The 20,034-nt window shown below is 31.1% G+C and carries 20 protein-coding genes; 8 read left to right on the top strand and 12 right to left on the bottom strand.

Annotated elements, in window-relative coordinates; genetic code table 11:
• Positions 1-10 precede the first annotated feature (10 nt).
• The 4 genes from ACKTST_RS05180 to ACKTST_RS05165 all read right to left on the bottom strand — a co-directional run bounded on the left by ACKTST_RS05180 (position 11) and on the right by ACKTST_RS05165 (position 4,611).
• Positions 11-1,210 (bottom strand): porin, encoded by a 1,200-nt coding sequence (locus ACKTST_RS05180; protein ID WP_408046679.1) that lies wholly within the window; start codon positions 1,208-1,210, stop codon positions 11-13.
• Between the two features lie 140 nt (positions 1,211-1,350).
• The gene (locus tag ACKTST_RS05175; protein WP_408046678.1) at positions 1,351-2,907 is read right to left on the bottom strand and encodes a bifunctional metallophosphatase/5'-nucleotidase; all 1,557 of its coding nucleotides are present in this window, start codon (positions 2,905-2,907) and stop codon (positions 1,351-1,353) included.
• A 37-nt stretch (positions 2,908-2,944) separates the two neighbouring features.
• Positions 2,945-3,748, bottom strand: coding sequence for a hypothetical protein (locus ACKTST_RS05170; RefSeq protein WP_408046677.1), 804 nt, complete (start codon positions 3,746-3,748; stop codon positions 2,945-2,947).
• Between the two features lie 2 nt (positions 3,749-3,750).
• Positions 3,751-4,611, bottom strand: a complete 861-nt coding sequence (locus ACKTST_RS05165) for a hydroxymethylglutaryl-CoA lyase (protein ID WP_408046676.1) — start codon at positions 4,609-4,611, stop codon at positions 3,751-3,753.
• Between the two features lie 200 nt (positions 4,612-4,811).
• On the opposite strand from ACKTST_RS05165, the gene ACKTST_RS05160 reads away from it, so the two are divergent.
• From ACKTST_RS05160 to ACKTST_RS05150, 3 genes are read left to right on the top strand one after another with little or no spacing between them, the layout of a single operon-like run.
• A complete protein-coding gene (locus ACKTST_RS05160; protein WP_408046675.1) occupies positions 4,812-5,387 on the top strand; it encodes an RNA polymerase sigma factor in 576 nt (191 codons plus the stop codon).
• Complete coding sequence (locus tag ACKTST_RS05155; protein ID WP_408046674.1) at positions 5,377-5,907, top strand: hypothetical protein; 531 nt, start codon at positions 5,377-5,379, stop codon at positions 5,905-5,907. Before ACKTST_RS05160 ends, ACKTST_RS05155 begins: the two co-directional genes overlap by 11 nt.
• Entirely contained in the window at positions 5,894-6,964 is a 1,071-nt protein-coding gene (locus tag ACKTST_RS05150) for a DUF4097 family beta strand repeat-containing protein (protein ID WP_408046673.1), read from the top strand. Before ACKTST_RS05155 ends, ACKTST_RS05150 begins: the two co-directional genes overlap by 14 nt.
• Here ACKTST_RS05150 and ACKTST_RS05145 read toward each other — a convergent pair.
• On the bottom strand, positions 6,961-7,614 hold the full coding sequence (locus ACKTST_RS05145) for a lysoplasmalogenase family protein (RefSeq protein ID WP_408046672.1): 654 nt from the start codon (positions 7,612-7,614) through the stop codon (positions 6,961-6,963). The two genes, ACKTST_RS05150 and ACKTST_RS05145, sit on opposite strands and share 4 nt — an antisense overlap.
• 23 nt (positions 7,615-7,637) lie before the next feature.
• Here ACKTST_RS05145 and ACKTST_RS05140 point away from each other — a divergent pair, with 23 nt between their 5' ends.
• On the top strand, positions 7,638-8,366 hold the full coding sequence (locus ACKTST_RS05140) for a head GIN domain-containing protein (protein WP_408046671.1): 729 nt from the start codon (positions 7,638-7,640) through the stop codon (positions 8,364-8,366).
• A 71-nt stretch (positions 8,367-8,437) separates the two neighbouring features.
• Here ACKTST_RS05140 and ACKTST_RS05135 read toward each other — a convergent pair whose 3' ends face one another.
• Positions 8,438-11,077, bottom strand: coding sequence for a valine--tRNA ligase (locus tag ACKTST_RS05135; protein ID WP_408046670.1), 2,640 nt, complete (start codon positions 11,075-11,077; stop codon positions 8,438-8,440).
• Between the two features lie 185 nt (positions 11,078-11,262).
• Between ACKTST_RS05135 and ACKTST_RS05130 the strand changes: the two genes are divergently transcribed.
• Positions 11,263-11,670, top strand: a complete 408-nt coding sequence (locus tag ACKTST_RS05130) for a DUF1573 domain-containing protein (protein WP_408046669.1) — start codon at positions 11,263-11,265, stop codon at positions 11,668-11,670.
• A gap of 52 nt (positions 11,671-11,722) precedes the next feature.
• Here the strand turns inward: ACKTST_RS05130 and ACKTST_RS05125 are convergent, their stop codons facing one another.
• Entirely contained in the window at positions 11,723-13,063 is a 1,341-nt protein-coding gene (locus ACKTST_RS05125; protein ID WP_408046668.1) for a pepsin/retropepsin-like aspartic protease family protein, read from the bottom strand.
• Between the two features lie 181 nt (positions 13,064-13,244).
• Here ACKTST_RS05125 and ACKTST_RS05120 point away from each other — a divergent pair, with 181 nt between their 5' ends.
• Positions 13,245-14,435, top strand: coding sequence for a pyridoxal phosphate-dependent aminotransferase (locus ACKTST_RS05120; protein WP_408046667.1), 1,191 nt, complete (start codon positions 13,245-13,247; stop codon positions 14,433-14,435).
• A complete protein-coding gene (gene murB / locus ACKTST_RS05115) occupies positions 14,436-15,443 on the top strand; it encodes a UDP-N-acetylmuramate dehydrogenase (RefSeq protein WP_408046666.1) in 1,008 nt (335 codons plus the stop codon).
• Between the two features lie 147 nt (positions 15,444-15,590).
• Here murB and ACKTST_RS05110 read toward each other — a convergent pair whose 3' ends face one another.
• From ACKTST_RS05110 to aqpZ, 5 genes are all read right to left on the bottom strand, one after another.
• Positions 15,591-16,241 carry an SCO family protein gene (locus ACKTST_RS05110; protein WP_408046665.1) on the bottom strand — a complete coding sequence of 217 codons (651 nt, stop codon included), beginning with the start codon at positions 16,239-16,241 and terminating at the stop codon, positions 15,591-15,593.
• Positions 16,225-16,818, bottom strand: a complete 594-nt coding sequence (locus ACKTST_RS05105; protein ID WP_408046664.1) for a toxin-antitoxin system YwqK family antitoxin — start codon at positions 16,816-16,818, stop codon at positions 16,225-16,227. The genes ACKTST_RS05110 and ACKTST_RS05105 overlap by 17 nt, the downstream gene beginning before the upstream one ends.
• Positions 16,818-17,576 carry a YHYH protein gene (locus ACKTST_RS05100; RefSeq protein WP_408046663.1) on the bottom strand — a complete coding sequence of 253 codons (759 nt, stop codon included), beginning with the start codon at positions 17,574-17,576 and terminating at the stop codon, positions 16,818-16,820. The genes ACKTST_RS05105 and ACKTST_RS05100 overlap by 1 nt, the downstream gene beginning before the upstream one ends.
• A gap of 6 nt (positions 17,577-17,582) precedes the next feature.
• Positions 17,583-18,902, bottom strand: coding sequence for a sulfatase-like hydrolase/transferase (locus ACKTST_RS05095; RefSeq protein WP_408046662.1), 1,320 nt, complete (start codon positions 18,900-18,902; stop codon positions 17,583-17,585).
• A 101-nt stretch (positions 18,903-19,003) separates the two neighbouring features.
• Positions 19,004-19,690 carry an aquaporin Z gene (gene aqpZ, locus ACKTST_RS05090; protein ID WP_408046661.1) on the bottom strand — a complete coding sequence of 229 codons (687 nt, stop codon included), beginning with the start codon at positions 19,688-19,690 and terminating at the stop codon, positions 19,004-19,006.
• Between the two features lie 135 nt (positions 19,691-19,825).
• On the opposite strand from aqpZ, the gene ACKTST_RS05085 reads away from it, so the two are divergent.
• Positions 19,826-20,029 carry a membrane or secreted protein gene (locus tag ACKTST_RS05085; RefSeq protein WP_408046660.1) on the top strand — a complete coding sequence of 68 codons (204 nt, stop codon included), beginning with the start codon at positions 19,826-19,828 and terminating at the stop codon, positions 20,027-20,029.
• The last annotated feature ends 5 nt before the right edge of the window (positions 20,030-20,034 follow it).

Here is a 20,034-nt window from a genome sequence, read left to right as displayed (position 1 = left end):
ATTTTTTATACTAGAACCAAACTCCGAAACCTAAGTTTAATTGTTTAGTTGTTGTACTTCCTTCTACCGCATTGTTTTTGAATTGATAATCTGCTTTAAATGCAGCACCAGGAGCTACTTTATAGGTTAAACCAAAGGTCCATTCATTACGGTCATAAGCTAAGTTTTTAACTGTTCCTTCAGCTACAGAAGCATGAGTATCATAATCTTCATAACGAGCAAATGCAAATAATTGTTGCTTGTTAGCTTGTGGTAATACGTTATACGCTGCTTCTAAATACCAACCTTGTAAAGCACTACCTAAGTTAGAAGAATATAACTCATTATACTCTTTTACATCAGAAATACTAGCGTGAATAAATTGACCACGAGCTGTAAATCCTCTATATGCATAACGAGCATCTAAACCAACCATAGCAATTCCTACATCAGCACCTTCCATGTCTTCGATAGCATTGTCTGATTGTGTTCTTCCGAAGTAACCAGATAACCCTAAACGTAAACCTGGTAATCCGTAGTAATCTAATTTACCCGAGAAATTGATATTGTTCATCATAGACTCTGCTCCTTTTTGACGTCCACCACGTAAACCGTCTTTACCTCCTAACTTAGCAGTAAATCTATCAGCTACGTCTGCGGCACCTCCGTCATAAGTTCCTGAGTTAAATCCGTTAAACATATACGCTTGATAACGTAACGATGCAGCATCCCATTTACCAGAAACTCCTAAACCTAATTCTCTCCAAGTAGATGGAATGATTGATTTATCCATACTTGGTCTTTCTACTCCGTTAAAAGTTGTAGGTTCGTGGTATTCGTTTACAATACCCATTGGCACTAACATTAAACCTGCTCTTAAGTTTACATTGTCAGCTACTGTATACTGTAAGAAAGCTTGTTCTACATATACTTCTTTTACATGTTCAAATTCAATTTCTGTAACAAATTGTGTACGCTCGTTGAATTTATAACCAAAAAGCATTACTAATCTGTGAACATCTAATTTAGCGTTTTCTCCAGTAGCTCTGTTATAGTGTGCTTCTGCATAACCCCCAACAGTTAAACCTTGTTGGTTAAGGTTTGAAGATAAAATACGCTGTGCAGCATTTTGCTGATTTTGTGGGTTAGTTGGTATACTATCTTTTGGAGCTGTTTGCGCTGACGCAAATAATGATACTCCTGCTAATAAACCGAAAAATACTTTTTTCATTTTATTTAGATTAATTTTAAATTACTTTTGTTTTACGACTGCAAAAGTAGCAGAGTAAATCAATCTAACAAAACTTATTAAGACTTATTTTAAATAAAAATTAACTATTTTTAACAATCAGTTTATTTACAATGTTTTAACTATTTATTTTGCTTTAACAAATTAACTACAGCTTTACGAATATCGTAAGCTACTTCATCTTCTTTTGGCTTGTAAATAGATAAAACATCTTTATTTTTATCTGATAACATAGGAATATCAAGTCCTCGTAGTAAATAATCTGAAAAAGCCACAGAATATATTTTATCTTCCAAAATAGATTTATCTTGAACCAACCATTCATTATCAAAGTACTCAACATCAAAACTTTGTAAGTAAGCACCAGTTCCTGCAGCATTTTTACCAAAATCTAATACTTCTTTTAACAAACTTCCTTTAATATCAACTCTTAAAATTCCGCCTCCATAAGGCAATACTCTAAAAATATCAACTGCATTAATATCTCCTGTTAAAACATCATCAATTCTGACAGAACCTCCATTAACCAAGGCACAATCAACTTTGTTTTCATAAGCTAAGCTCATAGACTCAGCTATGATTTTACCCATATTGGTTTGTTTGCTTCTTATCGTGCTTTCTCGAGCATCTAAAGGCTCAGAAGTTGTATAAATTACTTCGTAAGGATTTGGTACAACATCTTGTATTTTATTTTTCAGTACAACCTGCCATTTATTTACAACCTCCTCTACTCTTATATCAGAAGCTATCGAGTCATTTATTTCTTTTAATTCTGATTTAAACTTCACTTGTTTGGTAGTAGGATCAAACTCAAATCTATGAATATAGGCAGTTTTAGCATTGGCATCAGCTTTAGCAATGATAACATTATCAACCTTATCATAACTATTAGTATGCTCGTGCCCCCCCATTATTAACGGAATGTTTGGTAGTAATTTTGCAATTTCTTTGTCTTGCGCTAATGAAGCATGGGTTAACCCTAAAACAACATCTACTTTATCTTTAATTTCGTTGTGTGCTCTTTTAATTTCTTCAAACATATCTCCATAATGCACATAACTTCTAGGATTTGAAGGAAGACAAACACTGATAAACCCTACTTTTAGCTTTGTTCCATCAGGATTTACAAATTCTTTAATATAAGAATCTTGCATATGTTTTTTCTCACCATCAACCATTTTATAAAAGTGCGTTTGCTCACCATTATTGTTATGCAATACATTAGCTGAAATCCACTCAAAAGTACTTTCGTTAAAACGTTCTTGTAAATGAGTATAACTCAAATCGAACTCATGATTTCCAAAAGCTACCACATCAAAATTCATAGCATTCATAACTTCAACCATTTGCTTTCCTCTAACACGATCTCCGTTATACTTCATTGTTCCTAATAACGATGGTGATAAGAAATCTCCTGCTAAAACCAGCATAGTATTTTCATTCTCTTTTAAAACTTCTTGATGAACAGTTTCTACACGAGCCATTCCTCCAAACTTTCCTCCTTGTATGGGAGCTATCTCATAAACATCATTTAATTGAATAATATTGAAGTATGCTTTTTTAGAATCTTTTACGAACGTATATGGATTATCAGAGACTGTGTTCTCTATTTTTTGAGTTACACAATTGATTAAAAATAAGCTTATAAAAAGTAAGTGTAGCGTTTTAATTTTTTCCATTTGATTTTTGCTTTAACAGAAACCAAATTTACAAATTCTAATGTAGATACTGACGAGTATTTCTTCTTATCATTTTACGATATTCTACAAGCTCTGGAAATTCGTAAAAGAAATTAATTTTTTTATGAGCGATGGTTCTAGGCTTTCTAATTTTTGGTCTTAAAACAAAGGCTGTCCAACTCTCAACAATATCTTCTTCGGGGCTTTCAGCTGCATAATCGGTTAAGAACTCAGTTTTGTTGTTCAGATATAAATCATATAATTTTTCTACACAATTTGCTTCTGTATAACAATATTTTCGCTGAATAACATCCCAACTATTTAACAAAGAACCTTTCCAAAATAGATTAACAAACTTATTAATGTAACTATTTTTGTACGCTTCTCCTTCTAGTGTTAGGTACAACTCACCTTCATCTTGTTTAAACTTGTTGGTAGGTCTAATTTGAGTTCTATTCAAAGTTAATAAATGTCCGAACTCATGTACCAAAGTATATACAGATTCGTGTAGTCTTCTTTTGTCTTGACTGTTAAAGTTTACATCTTTAATATCAATTTCCAACTGCCATTGATCATTTTTAGGGCTAAGAGCAACCAAAGCGCCTGTTTTTTCATCAAGACCATCGGTCATTAATACAATTCTCTTGATGTATTTTCTTGTAAGCTCTTCAGGAAATATTCGATTAAATTCTTCCCAATAATAAACAGCTAGTTGATCGTTATTAGATTGAGTTTTTACTACTCTTCCATTTCTTATATCCCATGTTCCTACTTTCTCACTATTTCTTGATTGTGAAAAGGCTGAAAAAAAGAAAAAAAGAAAAATAATACTTAACCTCATATTTATAAAAAAACTTCGAGTGCTTTGTTATAAGCACTTTCAAAACTCATTGGTTTAACATTTGTATCAACTTTATTTGCTGTAAAGTATGATAACATTTTTTCGGTAGGCATATTGCCTGTTAACTCGTCTTTTGCCATAGGGCAACCGCCATAACCTTTAATAGCTCCATCAAAACGTCGACAACCTGCTTTAAATGCGCTGTCTATTTTTTCATGCCATTTGGTCGGAGTTGTATGAAGATGTGCTCCAAATTCAATATTAGGATAACCTGGTATTAAATTTGAAAATAAATAATCAATATCTTCGGGAGTTGAACTTCCTATTGTATCTGATAAAGATAATATTTTAACTCCTAATTTAGAAAGTTTTTCAGTCCATTCTCCAACTATTTCAACACTCCATGGATCTCCATATGGATTTCCAAACCCCATCGACAAGTATGCAACCACTTCTTTATTTGCTCTGTTGGCTATTGTTAAAACCTCTTTTAAGGTATCAATAGATTGTTCTATCGTTTTATGCGTATTACGCATTTGAAAGTTTTCTGAAATTGAAAAAGGATATCCTAAATAGTCAATTTCTTCAAACTGTGATGCATCATTTGCTCCTCTAACATTAGCTACTATAGCTAATAATTTACTGGTAGTAGATGATAAATCTAATTTTGCTAAAACCTCAGCAGTATCTCTCATTTGAGGAATTGCTTTTGGTGATACAAAACTTCCAAAATCTATTGTATCAAATCCAACTTTTAACAGTGAATTGATGTATTTAACCTTAGCCTCAGTAGGAATAAAGTGGCTTTTAATTCCTTGCATTGCATCCCTTGGGCATTCAATAATTTTAACACTGTCAACCATTGTGCCAAATATACATATTTTGATTCATTTTTATAATTACTTGAGCTTCTCTAAAAAAGAGCTCACTACTAAATTTTAACTAACTGTTTTTCAAAACAATAAAAAAACACGAAACAATTAACTTAATATTAATTCATAAAAATTTATTTTTATTGAAATAAACTGTCACAATTTAAAAGTTAGATTGTCTCTAGTATAGAATGATTTCATTGGAGTCGCAACAAACACATATTAACCAACTAATCGAACGCTGTAAAAAAAACGATAGCACTGCACAAATGCAAGTGTATAAGTGCTATTATAAAGCGATGTATAATACTTCTTATCGTATTTTAAAAGATGAGTTCGAAGCAGAAGATTTAATTCAAGAGGCTTTTTTAACAGCTTTTACAAAATTAAATTCTTTTAAGGGTGAAGTTACTTTTGGTGCGTGGTTAAAACGAATTGTAATTAATAAAAGTTTAACCCAGCTAAAAAAAGTTTCGAGATATGATGAAGTAAAAATGGATGTGATTCCGAACTATGAAGCAGAAGAAGTTGAGATAGATTATAGTTCATTAGAAGTACAACGAGTTTTAAATTATTTACAAGGTTTAAAAGACAATTACAGAATTGTACTCACATTGCACTTAATTGAAGGCTATGATTATGAAGAAATTGCCCAGATATTAAATTACACAAATGAAAATGTGCGCACAACAATATCGAGAGCAAAAAAGAAGTTAAAACAAGTATTGCTTGCCAGTACTAATAAAACACAAGTATATGGAGGATAAACTACATCAGTTTTTTAAAGACAATGATTTTGATGTTTTTGAGCCTCATCAAGGGCATTTAAATCGCTTTCAACGCAAGTTAGAAAATCCGAAAAAAAGTAAAAATCCATCTTTTTTCTGGATGAGCATTGCAGCATCTGTAGTATTAGTTTTAGGTTTTTATTTAGGTAGCTATCAACAGCAACAAACCTATGGTTTAGCTGATGTTTCGCCTAAAATGGCTGAAGCTCAAAACTTTTTTGTTACAACTATTAATCAAGAATTAAAAGAAGTTGAACAATTTAGAAACTTAGAAACTGAAACTATTATTGAAGATTCGCTTAACGAAATTGAAGAATTAGAAGATCAATATAAATCGCTTGAAAAAGACTTAGCAAAAAGAGAAAACAAGCATCAAATTGTTCGTGAAATGATACAAAACTATCAGCAACGATTAGATGTTTTAGAAAAACTCCTTATTCATTTAGAACAACAACAAAATCCAGCAAAATTAGAATTATTAGACGATGAAATTATATAAACTACTTTTCTTATTCTTACTTATTCCAACTATTATCGTTGCCAACGATAAAAAGCACGAAAAAAGTAAAACGATTAGCAAAACCTTTACTGTTAATAAAAACGCAACGTTGTATATCAACAATAAATACGGAAATGTTAATGTAGCTACGTGGAATGAAAATCGTATCGAAATCAACGTGAAAATAACCGTTAAAGGTGACGATTTATCTAATGTAGAAAATAAATTAAACGATATAGATGTGCAGTTTGAAGCGACATCTAGCTTAGTGGAAGCTCGTACAATTATTGAAAAATCAAAATCGTCTTGGTCTTGGTGGGGTAAAAACAACACCAATTACAAGATTAATTATTTGGTAAAAATGCCAATTACCAATAATGCTGATTTACACAATAAATATGGAAATATTGAACTTGATAAATTAGAAGGAAAATCGAATATTGATTGTGATTATGGTAAAATTCAAATAGATCAATTATTAAACGATTCTAACAATATTAACATTGATTACTGTGGAACTTCTGAAATAAACTTCATCAAATCTGGTAATGTTAATGCTGATTATTCAAAATTAACCATTAACAAAGCAAACGATTTAAAAGTAAATGCTGATTATACTTCAGTAAAAATCGAATCGGTTAACGATATAGATTTTAATAGTGACTACGGAAGTATTTCTGTTGGAGAAATTTCAAATATTACAGGGAATTCGGATTACGCTAGCATAAAAATTGGAACTTTAAAAAAGAACCTAAAAATAAACACTGATTATGGCGGAATCAGAGTTCAAAATATCGCTAAAGGTTTTGAAAACATTACTATTGATGGTAGTTATGCAGGAATTAAGTTAGGTACTAGTAGTAATAACAGTTTCAACTTTTCTATCGATTTAGGTTATGCAGGATTCGGATATCCAGAAGAACACGTTGAGTTACAGAAAAGCATTAAAAACACCACTAAAAAACATTACGAAGGTACTTTTGGTAAAGGAAATAGCAATTCTACTATCAATATTAAATCAAAGTATGGTGGAGTTTCTTTAAAGCTAAACGACTAAGAACTCTTTTTAATCATAGAGTAACAAATTAAGTAACGAGCAACATAATACGTAATCGTATAAATAATTACATAATACAATTTGTAATCAATGTACTTATTATAAGCTATTAAAAAATCAGATGTAATTATTAAAAATATACCAAGAAAGAAAAATAAGTTTTCCTTACTCATTTTATTTAAAAAATTAAAGAAAGCCATACCTACAATGGTTGCATTTAAAAAACAAATAGCAAAAATTGAATAGGAAAGTTCTTTTAAGTAAGGTCTAAGTAAATAAGACATTATAACAAATAAAATTAACCCCGGAATTAGATACGTTAATAATGTTTTAAACTTTGTTTTATACATATCTCTTCTAGCAAGAATTAGGTATAAAACTCTGTTTAATAAGAGCAATAAAACACCAGCTTTTAAAAAATCCTCATCAAAAATTAAAAGAGCATCAGAAACAATTGAGCTCATTAAAATAAGTATATAGAAATAATTAATTTTTTGAGAAGAATTTAAATACAAAAACGACAAAAACAGTAACGATACTATTTTTAATATAAGCTCATTAATAGACTTATCTACATCAATAAAAAATAAAGATGTAATACACGCTATAGCATAAGCGATACTAAACACTTTAAAACTGAGAGACTTCATACTAACGTTAAATATAATAAAAAATGAAAAAACAATTTATTACAACCTTATTAATTCTTCTAACAATAAGTGCAAACTCACAAAGTTGGTGGAATTCAAAAAAAGTTAGAGGAAACGGAAATGTAACTACCGAAACCAGAACTGTTCAATCTTTTGATAAAGTTAGTGTAGGAGGTTCTTTCGATGTTAACCTAGTTAGCGGAACCGAAGGTAAAATTACTATTGAAGGTGAAGAAAACATCTTAAAATATATAGAAACAGAAGTTAAAAAAGGAAAACTTAAAATTAAGTTTAAAGACAACATTAACATTCGCACAACAAAAAGACTGACAGTTACTGTACCTTTCGAACACATTAATGCTGTCTCTTTAGGCGGATCGGGAAATGTAACTGTTAGTAAGCATCTTAAAGCAGATGAAATTGGTTTTGCTTTAGGAGGTTCAGGTAATATTTCTGCTAGTGTAGATGCAAATACAGTTAAAGCAGCTATCGGCGGATCTGGAAACATTAAATTAAAAGGAACTGCTGATACCTTAAAATGTTCAATTGCAGGATCTGGAAGTGTAAAAGCTTACGATTTAAATACCAGCTCGGTAAAAGCTAGTATTGCGGGTTCTGGAGATGTACAGACTTCAGTTAAAGATCAAATAAAAGCAAGTGTCGTAGGTTCCGGTAGTGTATACTACAAAGGAAATCCTAAGCATATTGATAGTAATTCGGTAGGTTCAGGAGATGTGGTAGATAGAAACTAACACTTTAACTAACTACAATAAAAAATCCGCAGTTTTCACTGCGGATTTTTTTATTACTTAACATCAACTTCTTATTGTAAAGAAGCTAAACTTGCTTTAATTGTTTCAATTTTTGCTAAAGTATCTGATTCTTTCTTACGTTCTAATGTAATTACTTGTTCTGGTGCATTGCTTACAAAACGTTCGTTAGACAACTTCTTTTGAATTCCAGTTAAGAAACCTTCAGCACGCTTTAACTCTGCATTTAGCTTTGTGATTTCCGCTTCAACATCAATCGTATCTAATGAAATAGGAACAAAATATTCATTTGATTTTACACGGAATGAAGCAGCTCCTTCAACTTTATCTGAAACATAAGAAACTTCAGAAGCATTAGTTAATTTCTGAATTACAGCATCAAACTCTTTTGTAAAGTTTTCACTATTTACTACTGACAATTCAATAGCATCTTTAAAAGAAATGTTTTTATCTTTTCTGATGGTTCTAATTCCAGAAACCACATCTGTCATAAACTCAAAATTAGCAATCAGCTCTTCATTCACCTCTCCTATTGCAGGATATTTAGCGATAATTAATGCGTTTTCTGGAGTTCTTTCAGTAATATGTTGCCAAATTTCTTCTGTTAAGAAAGGCATAAACGGATGCAATACTTTTAAGTTATTCTCTAATATTCCAATAACAGCTTTGTAGGTGATTGCATCAATTGGTTGTTGATATCCTGGTTTTACAATTTCTAATAACCATGATGAAAAATCATCAGTAATTAACTTGTAAATAGCCATTAACGCATCTGATAAGCGGTACTTACTAAAGTGATCGTCAATCTCAAGTAACACTTTATTAAATTTAGCTGCGTACCAAGCTAATCCTATTTTAGCAGTTTCTGGTTGTGCTAAATTTTCATCAATCTCCCATCCTTTAATCAAACGGAAGGTATTCCAAATTTTATTTGCAAATCCTTTTCCTTGCTGACATAAATCTTCGTCAAATAATAAATCGTTACCAGCAGCAGAACTTAATAATAAACCTACACGAACTCCGTCAGCACCAAAATCTTCAATCAATTTCAACGCATCTGGTGAGTTCCCTAATGATTTACTCATTTTTCTACGTTGCTTATCACGCACCAATCCTGTTAAATAAACATTTTCAAACGGACGCTCATCTTTATATTCATATCCTGCAATAATCATACGAGCTACCCAGAAGAATAAGATATCTGGACCTGTTACTAAATCGTTGGTTGGATAATAATATTTGATTTCTTCATTCTCAGGATTACGTATTCCGTCGAAAACTGACATTGGCCATAACCAAGAAGAGAACCAAGTATCTAACGCATCTGGATCTTGCTTTAAGTCAGAAGCTGACAATGAAGGATTCCCTGTTTTTTCTTGCGCTAATTTTAATGCATCATCAATAGTCTCAGCAACAACGAAATCTTCTTTTCCGTCTCCATAGTAAAAAGCAGGAATTTGCTGTCCCCACCATAGCTGACGAGAAATATTCCAATCACGGATGTTTTCCATCCAGTGACGATATGTGTTTTCGAATTTTCTTGGAAATAACTTTACCTCTCTATCTTCACCTAAAACAGCTTCGATAGCTGGTTTTACCAATTCTTCCATTTTTAAGAACCATTGATCTGATAATCTTGGTTCTATTACCGCTTTCGTTCTTTCTGAAGTCCCAACTTTATTCGTATGAACTTCTGTTTTTACTAAAAATCCTTTTTCTTCTAACTCTTTGGTAATTTCCTTACGAACAACAAAACGATCCTTTCCTTCGTAGTGTAATCCGAATGAATTTAAACTAGCATCTTCATTAAAAATATCAATTACTTCCAACTTATGCTTGTCGCCTAAAACTTTATCGTTTTCATCATGTGCAGGTGTTACTTTTAAACATCCTGTACCAAATTCAACATCTACATATTCGTCTTCAATAATTGGAATTTCACGATTGCATAAAGGTACAATCGCCTTTTTTCCTTTTAAATGCGTAAAACGCTCATCATTTGGATTGATACAAATAGCAGTATCACCTAAAATAGTTTCAGGACGTGTCGTTGCTATGGTAACCTTTTCATCATAACCTACAATATCGTACTGTAAATAGTATAAATTTCCTTGACGCTCTTCGTAGATTACTTCTTCATCAGAAAGCGTTGTTTTTGCTTCAGGATCCCAATTTACCATACGATATCCACGGTAAATTAGTCCTTTATTATACAAATCAACAAACACTTTAATTACAGACTCTGACAAGGCAGGGTCCATTGTAAAAGCTGTACGTTCCCAGTCACAAGAAGCTCCTAACTTTTTTAATTGATCAAGAATAATTCCTCCATACTCATGTTTCCACTCCCAAGCATGTTTTAAGAATTCTTCACGAGTTAAATCGTTTTTATCGATTCCTTGTTCTTTTAACTTCGCTACTACCTTTGCTTCGGTTGCAATTGAAGCATGATCGGTACCAGGAACCCAACAAGCATTTTTCCCTTGTAAACGAGCTCGACGTATTAATACATCTTGAATTGTGTTGTTTAACATATGTCCCATATGTAAAACTCCAGTAACGTTTGGTGGTGGAATTACAATTGTGTACGGTTCACGATCATCTACTTCTGAATGAAAATAATTGTGTTGCATCCAGTATTCGTACCACTTTCCTTCTACTTCTTTAGAGTTATATTTTGATGGAATATTCATATATTAAGTATATCTTTTATGGCTAAATTTTAACATTATTTAACCTTTGGCATTGTTTTTGAAATTCAATAGGCAAAAATACAACTATCTACGAGGTACAGAAAATTAGAAGTTGGTTTTTTTAAAACTTAAATAAATAATACTAAATTTGTAACGGTTAATACCCTAAAATTAATTTTAACATTATGAAAACAATTTTATCATTTGTTGCTGTTTTCTTTATTACGCTAACAGTAAGTGCTCAAGAATTTAAATTTGAATCTGAAACTATTGACTATGGAAAAGTAGCTCTTGGGTCTGATGGAAAACGTGTATTTGAATTTACTAATGTAGGTGAAGCTCCTATTATCATAAAAAACATCACGTCTCCTTGTGGATGTACAGTTCCTACAAAACCTGAAAAACCAATTATGCCAGGTGAAAAAGGACAAATTGAAGTTTCTTATGACACGAAAAAACCAGGAGGTTTTTCAAAAACTTTAACTATTATTTCTAACGCTAAAAACGAAAGAAAAAGAATTAAAATTAAAGGTTTTGTTGCTAAAGATGCTACCCCAACAAAAGAAAAAAGCATGGTAAGTGACAGTGAATAATAAGTATTCATTTCTCAATATAAAAAAAGCTCAACTTAAAGTTGAGCTTTTTTTATATTCTTTGTTCTAACTTAAATTCATATTTTAATCTTATTCCGTTTCTCTCAACTTCAATTTTAATCTTTCTATTGGGCTTTGTATGAAACATCTCTATTATTTCATTCAAATGATATTCATGCGCAGCTCTACCATTTACCTTTTTAATAATATCTCCAATCATTAATCCTGATTTAAAAGCTGGAGAATTCTCTACTATTTTATCAATTTTATATTTAGGTTTAAAACGGTAAAAAAAACTATTTATGAATGATATTGTTTTACTATTTGTTGTATTACTACTACTATTATAACTATCAGTAAATCTTGTTATTGCCTTTTCTTTTATCAGTTCTTGACCATCATAAACAATATGAAGCCCACTCATATTATAGTAAAATCCTTTATTTAAGGATGCGTTTTTCTTTAAAACTAGTTGTTTATTAGGATAATCTATCCAAACCTTAAAACGTTTTAAAATCTCTCCTCCTATACTACCGTTTCTTTCTTTAAACTGACGAGCATTAAACGTAGACGAAGAATCTAAAAAAGAAGCTGTTGGTTCTTTTAATTCAAACTTACCCATTGCTATCTTTTTAATTCTGCTACGATTTCCGTAGATGGTTCCACTAAAACCTTCACCTATAATATCTTTAAAAAACTTTTTTGGTGTTTGTAATTCTTCTTTAGTTCCTTCAAACATCCATAAAGCATCACTTCCTCCAGTATCTATTAATAGTTTTACTGGTAACATTTTATTAGTAATCGTATCAACTTGAACTTCAACATTCACATAAGGTTTATTTCGATGAAACTCCAAGGGTAATGTTTCACACTTTTTACAAGTATTGTACTTATACGTTTTAGGATTATAAAACTCAATCCTCTTATTAACATAATTAATCTTTACTACGACATCTTTTAATAAATCATAACCTATGATTCCATGTATTGTAGTTCCCATTTTAGCGGAAATATCAAACGCATCTTTTAAAATAACATACAAGTGTTGGTTAGATCCTGATATATTTTTTATTCGAAAATTATTCCCTCTAGATAATAAAGCTTCTACAGGTTCTCCACTTCCTAAACCTCTTATATATACTTTTCTAATATTATTTAATCCAACACTATCTCTTTCAGAGAGATTAAATAAAATGGTTTTGTTTACTCCTGTATCTAATATGAATGACAATTCTTGTCCGTTAATTTCTAGCGGAATTACTATCAGGTTATTTATCAGCTTAAAATTTATTGACTGCTTATCTGTATTATTTCCTAAAAACTGAAATTTACCTTGGGCATTAGCTGATAAACAAAAAAAGGATATAAATAAGGTGAGTAATATTTTTTTCAAAAGGGAATGATTTAATGTTAAAATTCAATTTACAATTAATATTTGTGTCTTTTATTTTTTTATGATTTTTTTAACCTAAAATGAATCTTTTCGCACTATCATTTATCAACATTACAAGAGGTAATTCCAATTATATTTCGCAAATTTGCCTTTCAAACAACTCAAATAAAAATAAACAATAATGCCTTCTATTTCTCATAAAGGAAATGCAATGCCTCAATCGCCAATTCGTAAATTGGTACCGTTTGCTGAGGCTGCAAAAAAAAACGGAACAAAAGTTTTTCATCTTAATATTGGTCAACCAGATATTAAAACTCCGCAAGTAGCTTTAGACGCTGTAAAAAACAATGCAATTGAAGTTTTATCGTATGCTCGTTCTGAAGGTTCTGAAGAATACAGAACAAAGTTAGCTAACTACTACGCTAAAAACGATATTCATGTGTCTGCAAACAATATAATTGCTACAACTGGTGGTTCAGAAGCATTACTATTTACCATTGGAAGTATTACAGATCCAGGTGATGAAATCATTATTCCTGAGCCTTTTTATGCAAATTACAACGGATTTTCAACTGCTTCTGGAGTAAAGGTAGTTCCTGTAATTTCTAAAATAGAAGACAATTTTGCATTGCCAGCTATTGAAGATTTTGAAAATCTAATTACGTCGAAAACCAAAGCAATTTTAATCTGTAACCCTGGTAATCCAACAGGATATTTATATAGTAAAGAAGAAATTGAAAAACTAAAGCAAATCGTTTTAAAACACGATTTATTTTTAATTGCTGATGAAGTGTATCGTGAGTTTACGTATGATGGAGAAAAACACAATTCGGTTATGGCTTTAGATGGTTTAGAGCAACATGCAATCATGATTGATTCTGTTTCTAAGCGTTACAGTATGTGCGGAGCAAGAATTGGATGTATTGTTTCTAAAAATGAAAAATTCATCAATACTGCTATAAAATTTGCACAAGCACGTCTAAGTCCGCCTACTTACGCCTTAATAGCTAGTGAAGCCGCTTTAGAAACTCCGCAAAGTTATTTCGATGAAGTTATTGATGAATATCAAGAAAGGAGAGATACCTTAATTACTGAATTACAAAAAATAGAAGGAGTTAAAGTTGCAAATCCTAAAGGAGCTTTTTATTGTATTGCTGAATTACCTGTTGATAGTTCTGAAGATTTTGCGCAGTGGATTTTAGAAAAATTCAACCATAATAACGAAACTGTAATGGTTGCTCCAGCAGGTGGATTTTACTCTACCGAAGGTGAAGGAAACAACCAAGTTCGTATTGCTTATGTTTTAAACAAAAAAGATTTAACGCGCTGTGTTGAAATCTTGAAAATTGCGTTGCAACAATACAATAGTTAATTGAACATTCAAGAAAACATATCTTTAAAAGAATACAATACGTTTGGTATCGATGTAAATGCCAAACGTTTTGTTTCTATCAATTCTCTTTATAGTTTACAACAACTTTTAAAAGAAGAGCAAGACATTTTTTTAATTAGCGGAGGTAGTAATATGTTATTAACCACTGATATTGAAAAACTAGTTATTCACATCAATTTAAAAGGTATTTCTATTGATAGAGAAAATCATAACGATATTTACCTAACTGTAAATGCTGGTGAAAATTGGCATGAGTTTGTACTTTGGTGTATTTCTCAAGGATATGGAGGTATTGAAAACCTTTCATTAATTCCAGGAAATGTAGGCACCTGCCCTATTCAAAATATTGGAGCTTACGGTGTTGAAGTTAAAGATGTAATTACACAAGTAGAAGCTATTGAAGTTAAAACAGGAAAATTAGTTGTTTTTTCTACGGAAGAATGCCAATTCGGATATAGAAATTCTATTTTTAAAAATGAAGCCAAAGGAAAATACATTATCACTTCTGTAAGTTTTCAATTAACAAAAGTTGAACATAACTTAAATACTTCTTATGGAGCTATTGAAACTGAGTTATCTTTAAAAGGAATTGATAATCCCACTATTAAAGATGTTTCAGATGCAGTAATTGCTATCAGACAATCTAAATTACCCGATCCTAAAGAAATTGGAAATAGCGGTAGCTTTTTTAAGAATCCTGTTATTTCAAAAGAACATTTTGAAAAACTTCAAGAAAATCATCCTGATATTCCTAGTTATCCTATTTCAACTTCTGAAGTAAAAGTACCTGCGGGTTGGTTAATTGAACAAAGCGGATTTAAAGGAAAACGCTTTGGAGAATATGGAGTACACGAAAAGCAAGCTTTGGTTTTAGTAAACTATGGTAACGCTTCAGGAAAAGATATTCATCAACTAGCTAAAAATATTCAAAAAACTATTAAAGAAAGTTTTGACATTGATTTAGAAATTGAAGTTAATATTATTTAAACTTCTTTGTAACATTTTAAGGTTTTTAAATACTTATAGATAAATAAAAGTTTATAACTATGAATACATTTTGGGCCAAATTCAAAAAATTTTATCAATGTGAAGTAAGAGTATTTAATAAAATGTTAGGTGTTAAAAATTAAGAAACTAACCCTCTTTTTTTAAAATTTCAATATGCCTAATTAGTCGTTCAGTATCTAAAGCTAAGGTTCCGTTATACACGCCTCTTATTCTTCCTTTTTTATCAATAAGAATGAAATTTTCAGTGTGAACAAAGGCATCTTCATCTTGTGTTTTCACGAAATCTTCATCAGCAAAATAAGCTTTACGAGCTAAATCATAAATTTGTTTTTTGTCACCAGTAACTAAATTCCATTTTTTAGAATCGATTTCGTTTTCAATAGCATATTGTTTTAAAACTGGTACAGAGTCTTTTGTGGGCATAACCGTATGAGAGAGTAATAATACATCATTATCCTCTTTAAATTTCTCTTGAAGTTTACTCATATTTTTTTCTAGAATCGGACATATACCTGGACAGCTTACAAAAAAGAAATCCGCTACATAAATTTTCCCTTCATAAGTTTTCTTTGTAATCTCTTTTCCTTCTTGATTAGTTAAAGAAAAATTGGAAATTTGATGTACCTTTTTATAATTGTAATCTTCTTTATGAATCCACTCAGGTGTAAATTCTGCCGAATTAAAAAACGGTAAGGTCAATTCTTTATCAACCTCTTTTTTTGTATTGCAAGAAACAAGTACGCTAACTATAATAAGTATTTTACTGAATAACTTCATTTTCTATATCAACTGAATAACATTTTTTTAATCCTATTAAACCAAATCGCTCGTCGTTTTTAGTTACAAAGTTTGCTCTAATCTTCCCATTAGGTTGCCACATTTTTTGACTCCCTTCCTCTCTACCATTATTGTAATTAAACACTTTATACAACTGCCCATTTGAATACCATTCTTTCATTTCTCCATTATAATCTCCCCTCTCGTTAAAATGATAAATAAACTTTGATTGACCATTCTCATACCAACCGACATGTACTCCAGATTTTAAACCTTCAGCATATAATCGTTCAAAAAACTTGTTTCCATTTGGATACCATCCATTGTAAAATCCATCTCTCTTTCCTAAAATATATTTTGATTTCGATTTTAATTCTCCTGTACTGTAAAAAGTATTTACAATTCCAGAAAAAAGTTTGTTTTTGTAAAATAACACTCCATTTTTTAAAGCAAATGATTCGTCTGTACTGATTTTTTCTATTAAATCTACAGAATTAGCGCTTCTAGTCTCTTTAGATTTACAAGAAACTAGAAGCACTATAAAGAGTAATAAATATTTTACTTGTTCTATTCTCATTATCTAGTTACAGATCCTGGAGTCCCAAAAAATCCACTTCCGTTTAAATACGGATCTTCATTTGTTATATGGTAATGGTAAATTCCATCAGGAAAATCGACTGTTGGAGAAACATGTCCATGATATGCATCTAAATCATCATTAGTAATTGTTTGTCCATTTTCAACAGATCCATACACAGGAAATCCATCTGAAAGTATTCCTAAGAAAGCATCTTCTCCAAATGTATCTGTTAAAAACTTAGGCTTAATATGATAGTGATACTGAGTATTTGCTGGATGTCCTAAATATTGGTCAAACGAATTAATTTCATTCGTTAAAGGAGCTCCACCAGCTGCATATTGATTAAAAAAAACAATTCCATTTCGAGCTATTCCAATTGGTCCCATTGGAGTTGTCGCTTTATTTTCTGCTTCTGAAGGATTCAATGGTATTCTAAATGTTATATTTTGTTCTCCTATAGAACCAGGATTTTGATTCCAATTAGGGTTCGTTCCATTATAAGCTTCATACATTTCATGACCAACACCCCAATATGGGCTTTTATGATTGGGTAAATTTATTGTTTGAATTGTAAGTGTATTACCCGATACCGAATAAGTGACAGCATCTATATTATCAAATTTAGATAATACATTTCTAATATCGTATATCGTTTCATTCGTAGTATCATCATTAACTGAATCATTATCTGAACCACAAGCAATAAACACAAATACTCCTATCAATAAACTTCCTATTAATTTAACATTTTTCATAATTAATTAGTTTTTTAAGTTGTTAAGGGTTTCTTTTAAATTATCTAGTTGTTGTTGATCTTCCATACTAAGAGATGAATCTAACAAGTTATTAACCTCGAAAAAATCTTCATTAAGGTTATACAGCACTTCACTACCATCAGTAAATCTAATATACTTGTGTGTAGCATTTCTAATCGTTACATCATCATCTCCAGTTTCTTTACCTATTTCGGTATATGCAAAATCTCTGACTATTGAACTTGTAGAAGATTCAAATAACTCTTTAAAGCTCTTACTATCATAATGTTCTTTTGTTCCTATCTCAGCAATATCAGATATCGTAGCAAATAAATCTACTGTGTTTAATAAACTATTATCTAACTGATTAAATCGGTTAACTCCTTTACCAGAAATTATCATTGGAACATTAACACCTCCTTGATACACTGTTCCTTTCGCTCTCCTACTTCTATAATCTTGAACAACCTGATTTGGCGTACCGTTATCACCAATAAAAATAATTATTGTATTATCTCTTTCTTCTTCTGTCATAGAATCTAACAACCTTCCTATTTCTGAATCCATTGCTTCAATCATAGCTATGTAATATGGAACAGGATTAGCATTAATACTTGCCTCATCTGTTGGTAAACTTCCTTGAGAATGTAAATCTGTTGGAGGTAAATGAAATGGTGTATGCGGTGCATTATAAGCCAACCATAAAAACCAAGGCTGATTTTGTTCTGCTACCCAATCTATTGCCAAATCAGTAAATTTAGTTGTAGTATATTCATTAGAAGAAGTTGTTGCTCCATCTTGAGTATAATTCCAATTGGTGTAAGATTGTGCTGCACCATTCAATAATCCAGCATAATAATCAACTCCCATTTGAATAGGATGATTCTCATCTCTTGATAAATGCCATTTACCTATTACCGCATTACTATAACCTGAATTATTATCTTTTAAAAACTGTTGTAAAGATGTTTCTGACGTTGACATAACATCATCTACTTTCATAACATTAGTTCGAAAACCGTATTTACCTGTTAAAATACTTCCTCTAGTAGGTGTACAGGTTGGATATGACCATAAATTAGTAAATCGAACTCCTGTATTTATCATATTTTGAAGATTAGGAGTGTTAGGTTTTACTGACCCAACATTAAAACCAGGTGTTGCATCTAACCCCATATCATCTGCAATTATTAATAAGATATTTGGCTTAGAACCTTGGACTGGTGTAGGACCTTCTTCTTCTGTCATTGTTGAAGTATCATTTCCACAAGAAGAAAATTGCATAATAGTTAATGCTAAAATTAGAGGTTTAAATAGTCTATTCATTTTGATAGTTTTAGTTTAGACTATTGTTTTTGAAAAAGGTTTAAAAACAAAAAAGGCATTTCAATATTGAAATGCCTTTTTTAAATATTTAAAGATTATATTTATTCTTTATCAAATAAGGTTTTGTGTAAAAAACCTGCTACTATTGCTCCTGCTATTGGGGCTACCCAAAACAACCACACTTGTGTTAAATATTCTCCTCCAGCAAATAATGCTTGACTCATAGAACGAGCCGGATTTACAGATGTATTCGTAATAGGAATACTAATTAAGTGAATTAAAGTTAATCCTAAACCAATTGCAATTGGTGCAAATCCTTTAGGAGCTCTTTCATTAGTACTTCCTAAAATTATTAATAAGAAAAACATAGTTAATAAAAACTCAGCAACAAAAGCAGCAGTCATATTATATCCGTCAGGTGATAATTCTCCGTAACCGTTAGCTGCAAATCCTCCTAAAGATTCAAATCCTTCATTATTTGTTACAATTAAAAACAAACAAACCGCTCCTAAAATCGCGCCGATTAATTGTGAAATAATATAAGGGGCTACTTCTTTTGCTGTATGATTTCCTCCAACCCATAAACCAATTGTTACTGCTGGATTAAAATGTCCGCCAGAAATATGCCCAACAGCATAAGCCATAGTTAACACTGTTAACCCAAAAGCTAAAGCTACACCCAAAAAACCAATACCTAAATCAGGAAAACCAGCAGCAAAAATTGCACTTCCACATCCACCAAAAACTAACCAAAACGTTCCGAATAATTCGGCTACATATTTTTTCATATTGTATAATTTTTAAATTAATTGATTACTAATAAGACACTAAATCATATAAAAGTCACATCTCCTTAAATCTTGGGTAATTTAATTCTATACAAAATGGGAAGTTCGTATCTTTGCTGAACAAAATAACACATCATGAAATTAATTTTTGTTACCATAGGATTATTAGCCTTAGCTTTTGCTGGAATTGCCATTAAAATTTGGGCAAAAAAAGACGGAGAGTTTGCTGGTACTTGTGCTAGTCAAAATCCGATGTTAAACAAAGAAGGTGAAGCTTGTGGTTTTTGCGGTAAAACTCCTGATCAGTTTGATACTTGCAGCGAACCTCAACATAACTAACATCA

Source organism: Tenacibaculum crassostreae, assembly GCF_964512405.1.
Classification (GTDB): domain Bacteria; phylum Bacteroidota; class Bacteroidia; order Flavobacteriales; family Flavobacteriaceae; genus Polaribacter; species Polaribacter crassostreae.
The sequence above is the reverse complement of the archived record's forward strand: the minus strand, read 5'-3'. Positions and strand labels throughout refer to the sequence as shown.

Coding starts and splice junctions, on each gene's coding strand:
- ACKTST_RS05170 (WP_408046677.1), bottom strand. CDS start 3,748: ATGAGGTTAAGTATTATTTTTCTTTTTTTCTTTTTTTCAGCCTTTTCA.
- ACKTST_RS05130 (WP_408046669.1), top strand. CDS start 11,263: ATGAAAACAATTTTATCATTTGTTGCTGTTTTCTTTATTACGCTAACA.
- ACKTST_RS05135 (WP_408046670.1), bottom strand. CDS start 11,077: ATGAATATTCCATCAAAATATAACTCTAAAGAAGTAGAAGGAAAGTGG.
- ACKTST_RS05085 (WP_408046660.1), top strand. CDS start 19,826: ATGAAATTAATTTTTGTTACCATAGGATTATTAGCCTTAGCTTTTGCT.
- ACKTST_RS05150 (WP_408046673.1), top strand. CDS start 5,894: ATGAAATTATATAAACTACTTTTCTTATTCTTACTTATTCCAACTATT.
- aqpZ (WP_408046661.1), bottom strand. CDS start 19,690: ATGAAAAAATATGTAGCCGAATTATTCGGAACGTTTTGGTTAGTTTTT.
- ACKTST_RS05120 (WP_408046667.1), top strand. CDS start 13,245: ATGCCTTCTATTTCTCATAAAGGAAATGCAATGCCTCAATCGCCAATT.
- ACKTST_RS05145 (WP_408046672.1), bottom strand. CDS start 7,614: ATGAAGTCTCTCAGTTTTAAAGTGTTTAGTATCGCTTATGCTATAGCG.
- ACKTST_RS05110 (WP_408046665.1), bottom strand. CDS start 16,241: ATGAAGTTATTCAGTAAAATACTTATTATAGTTAGCGTACTTGTTTCT.
- ACKTST_RS05095 (WP_408046662.1), bottom strand. CDS start 18,902: ATGAATAGACTATTTAAACCTCTAATTTTAGCATTAACTATTATGCAA.
- ACKTST_RS05160 (WP_408046675.1), top strand. CDS start 4,812: ATGATTTCATTGGAGTCGCAACAAACACATATTAACCAACTAATCGAA.
- ACKTST_RS05180 (WP_408046679.1), bottom strand. CDS start 1,210: ATGAAAAAAGTATTTTTCGGTTTATTAGCAGGAGTATCATTATTTGCG.
- ACKTST_RS05140 (WP_408046671.1), top strand. CDS start 7,638: ATGAAAAAACAATTTATTACAACCTTATTAATTCTTCTAACAATAAGT.
- ACKTST_RS05105 (WP_408046664.1), bottom strand. CDS start 16,818: ATGAGAATAGAACAAGTAAAATATTTATTACTCTTTATAGTGCTTCTA.
- ACKTST_RS05165 (WP_408046676.1), bottom strand. CDS start 4,611: ATGGTTGACAGTGTTAAAATTATTGAATGCCCAAGGGATGCAATGCAA.
- ACKTST_RS05175 (WP_408046678.1), bottom strand. CDS start 2,907: ATGGAAAAAATTAAAACGCTACACTTACTTTTTATAAGCTTATTTTTA.
- ACKTST_RS05155 (WP_408046674.1), top strand. CDS start 5,377: ATGGAGGATAAACTACATCAGTTTTTTAAAGACAATGATTTTGATGTT.
- ACKTST_RS05100 (WP_408046663.1), bottom strand. CDS start 17,576: ATGAAAAATGTTAAATTAATAGGAAGTTTATTGATAGGAGTATTTGTG.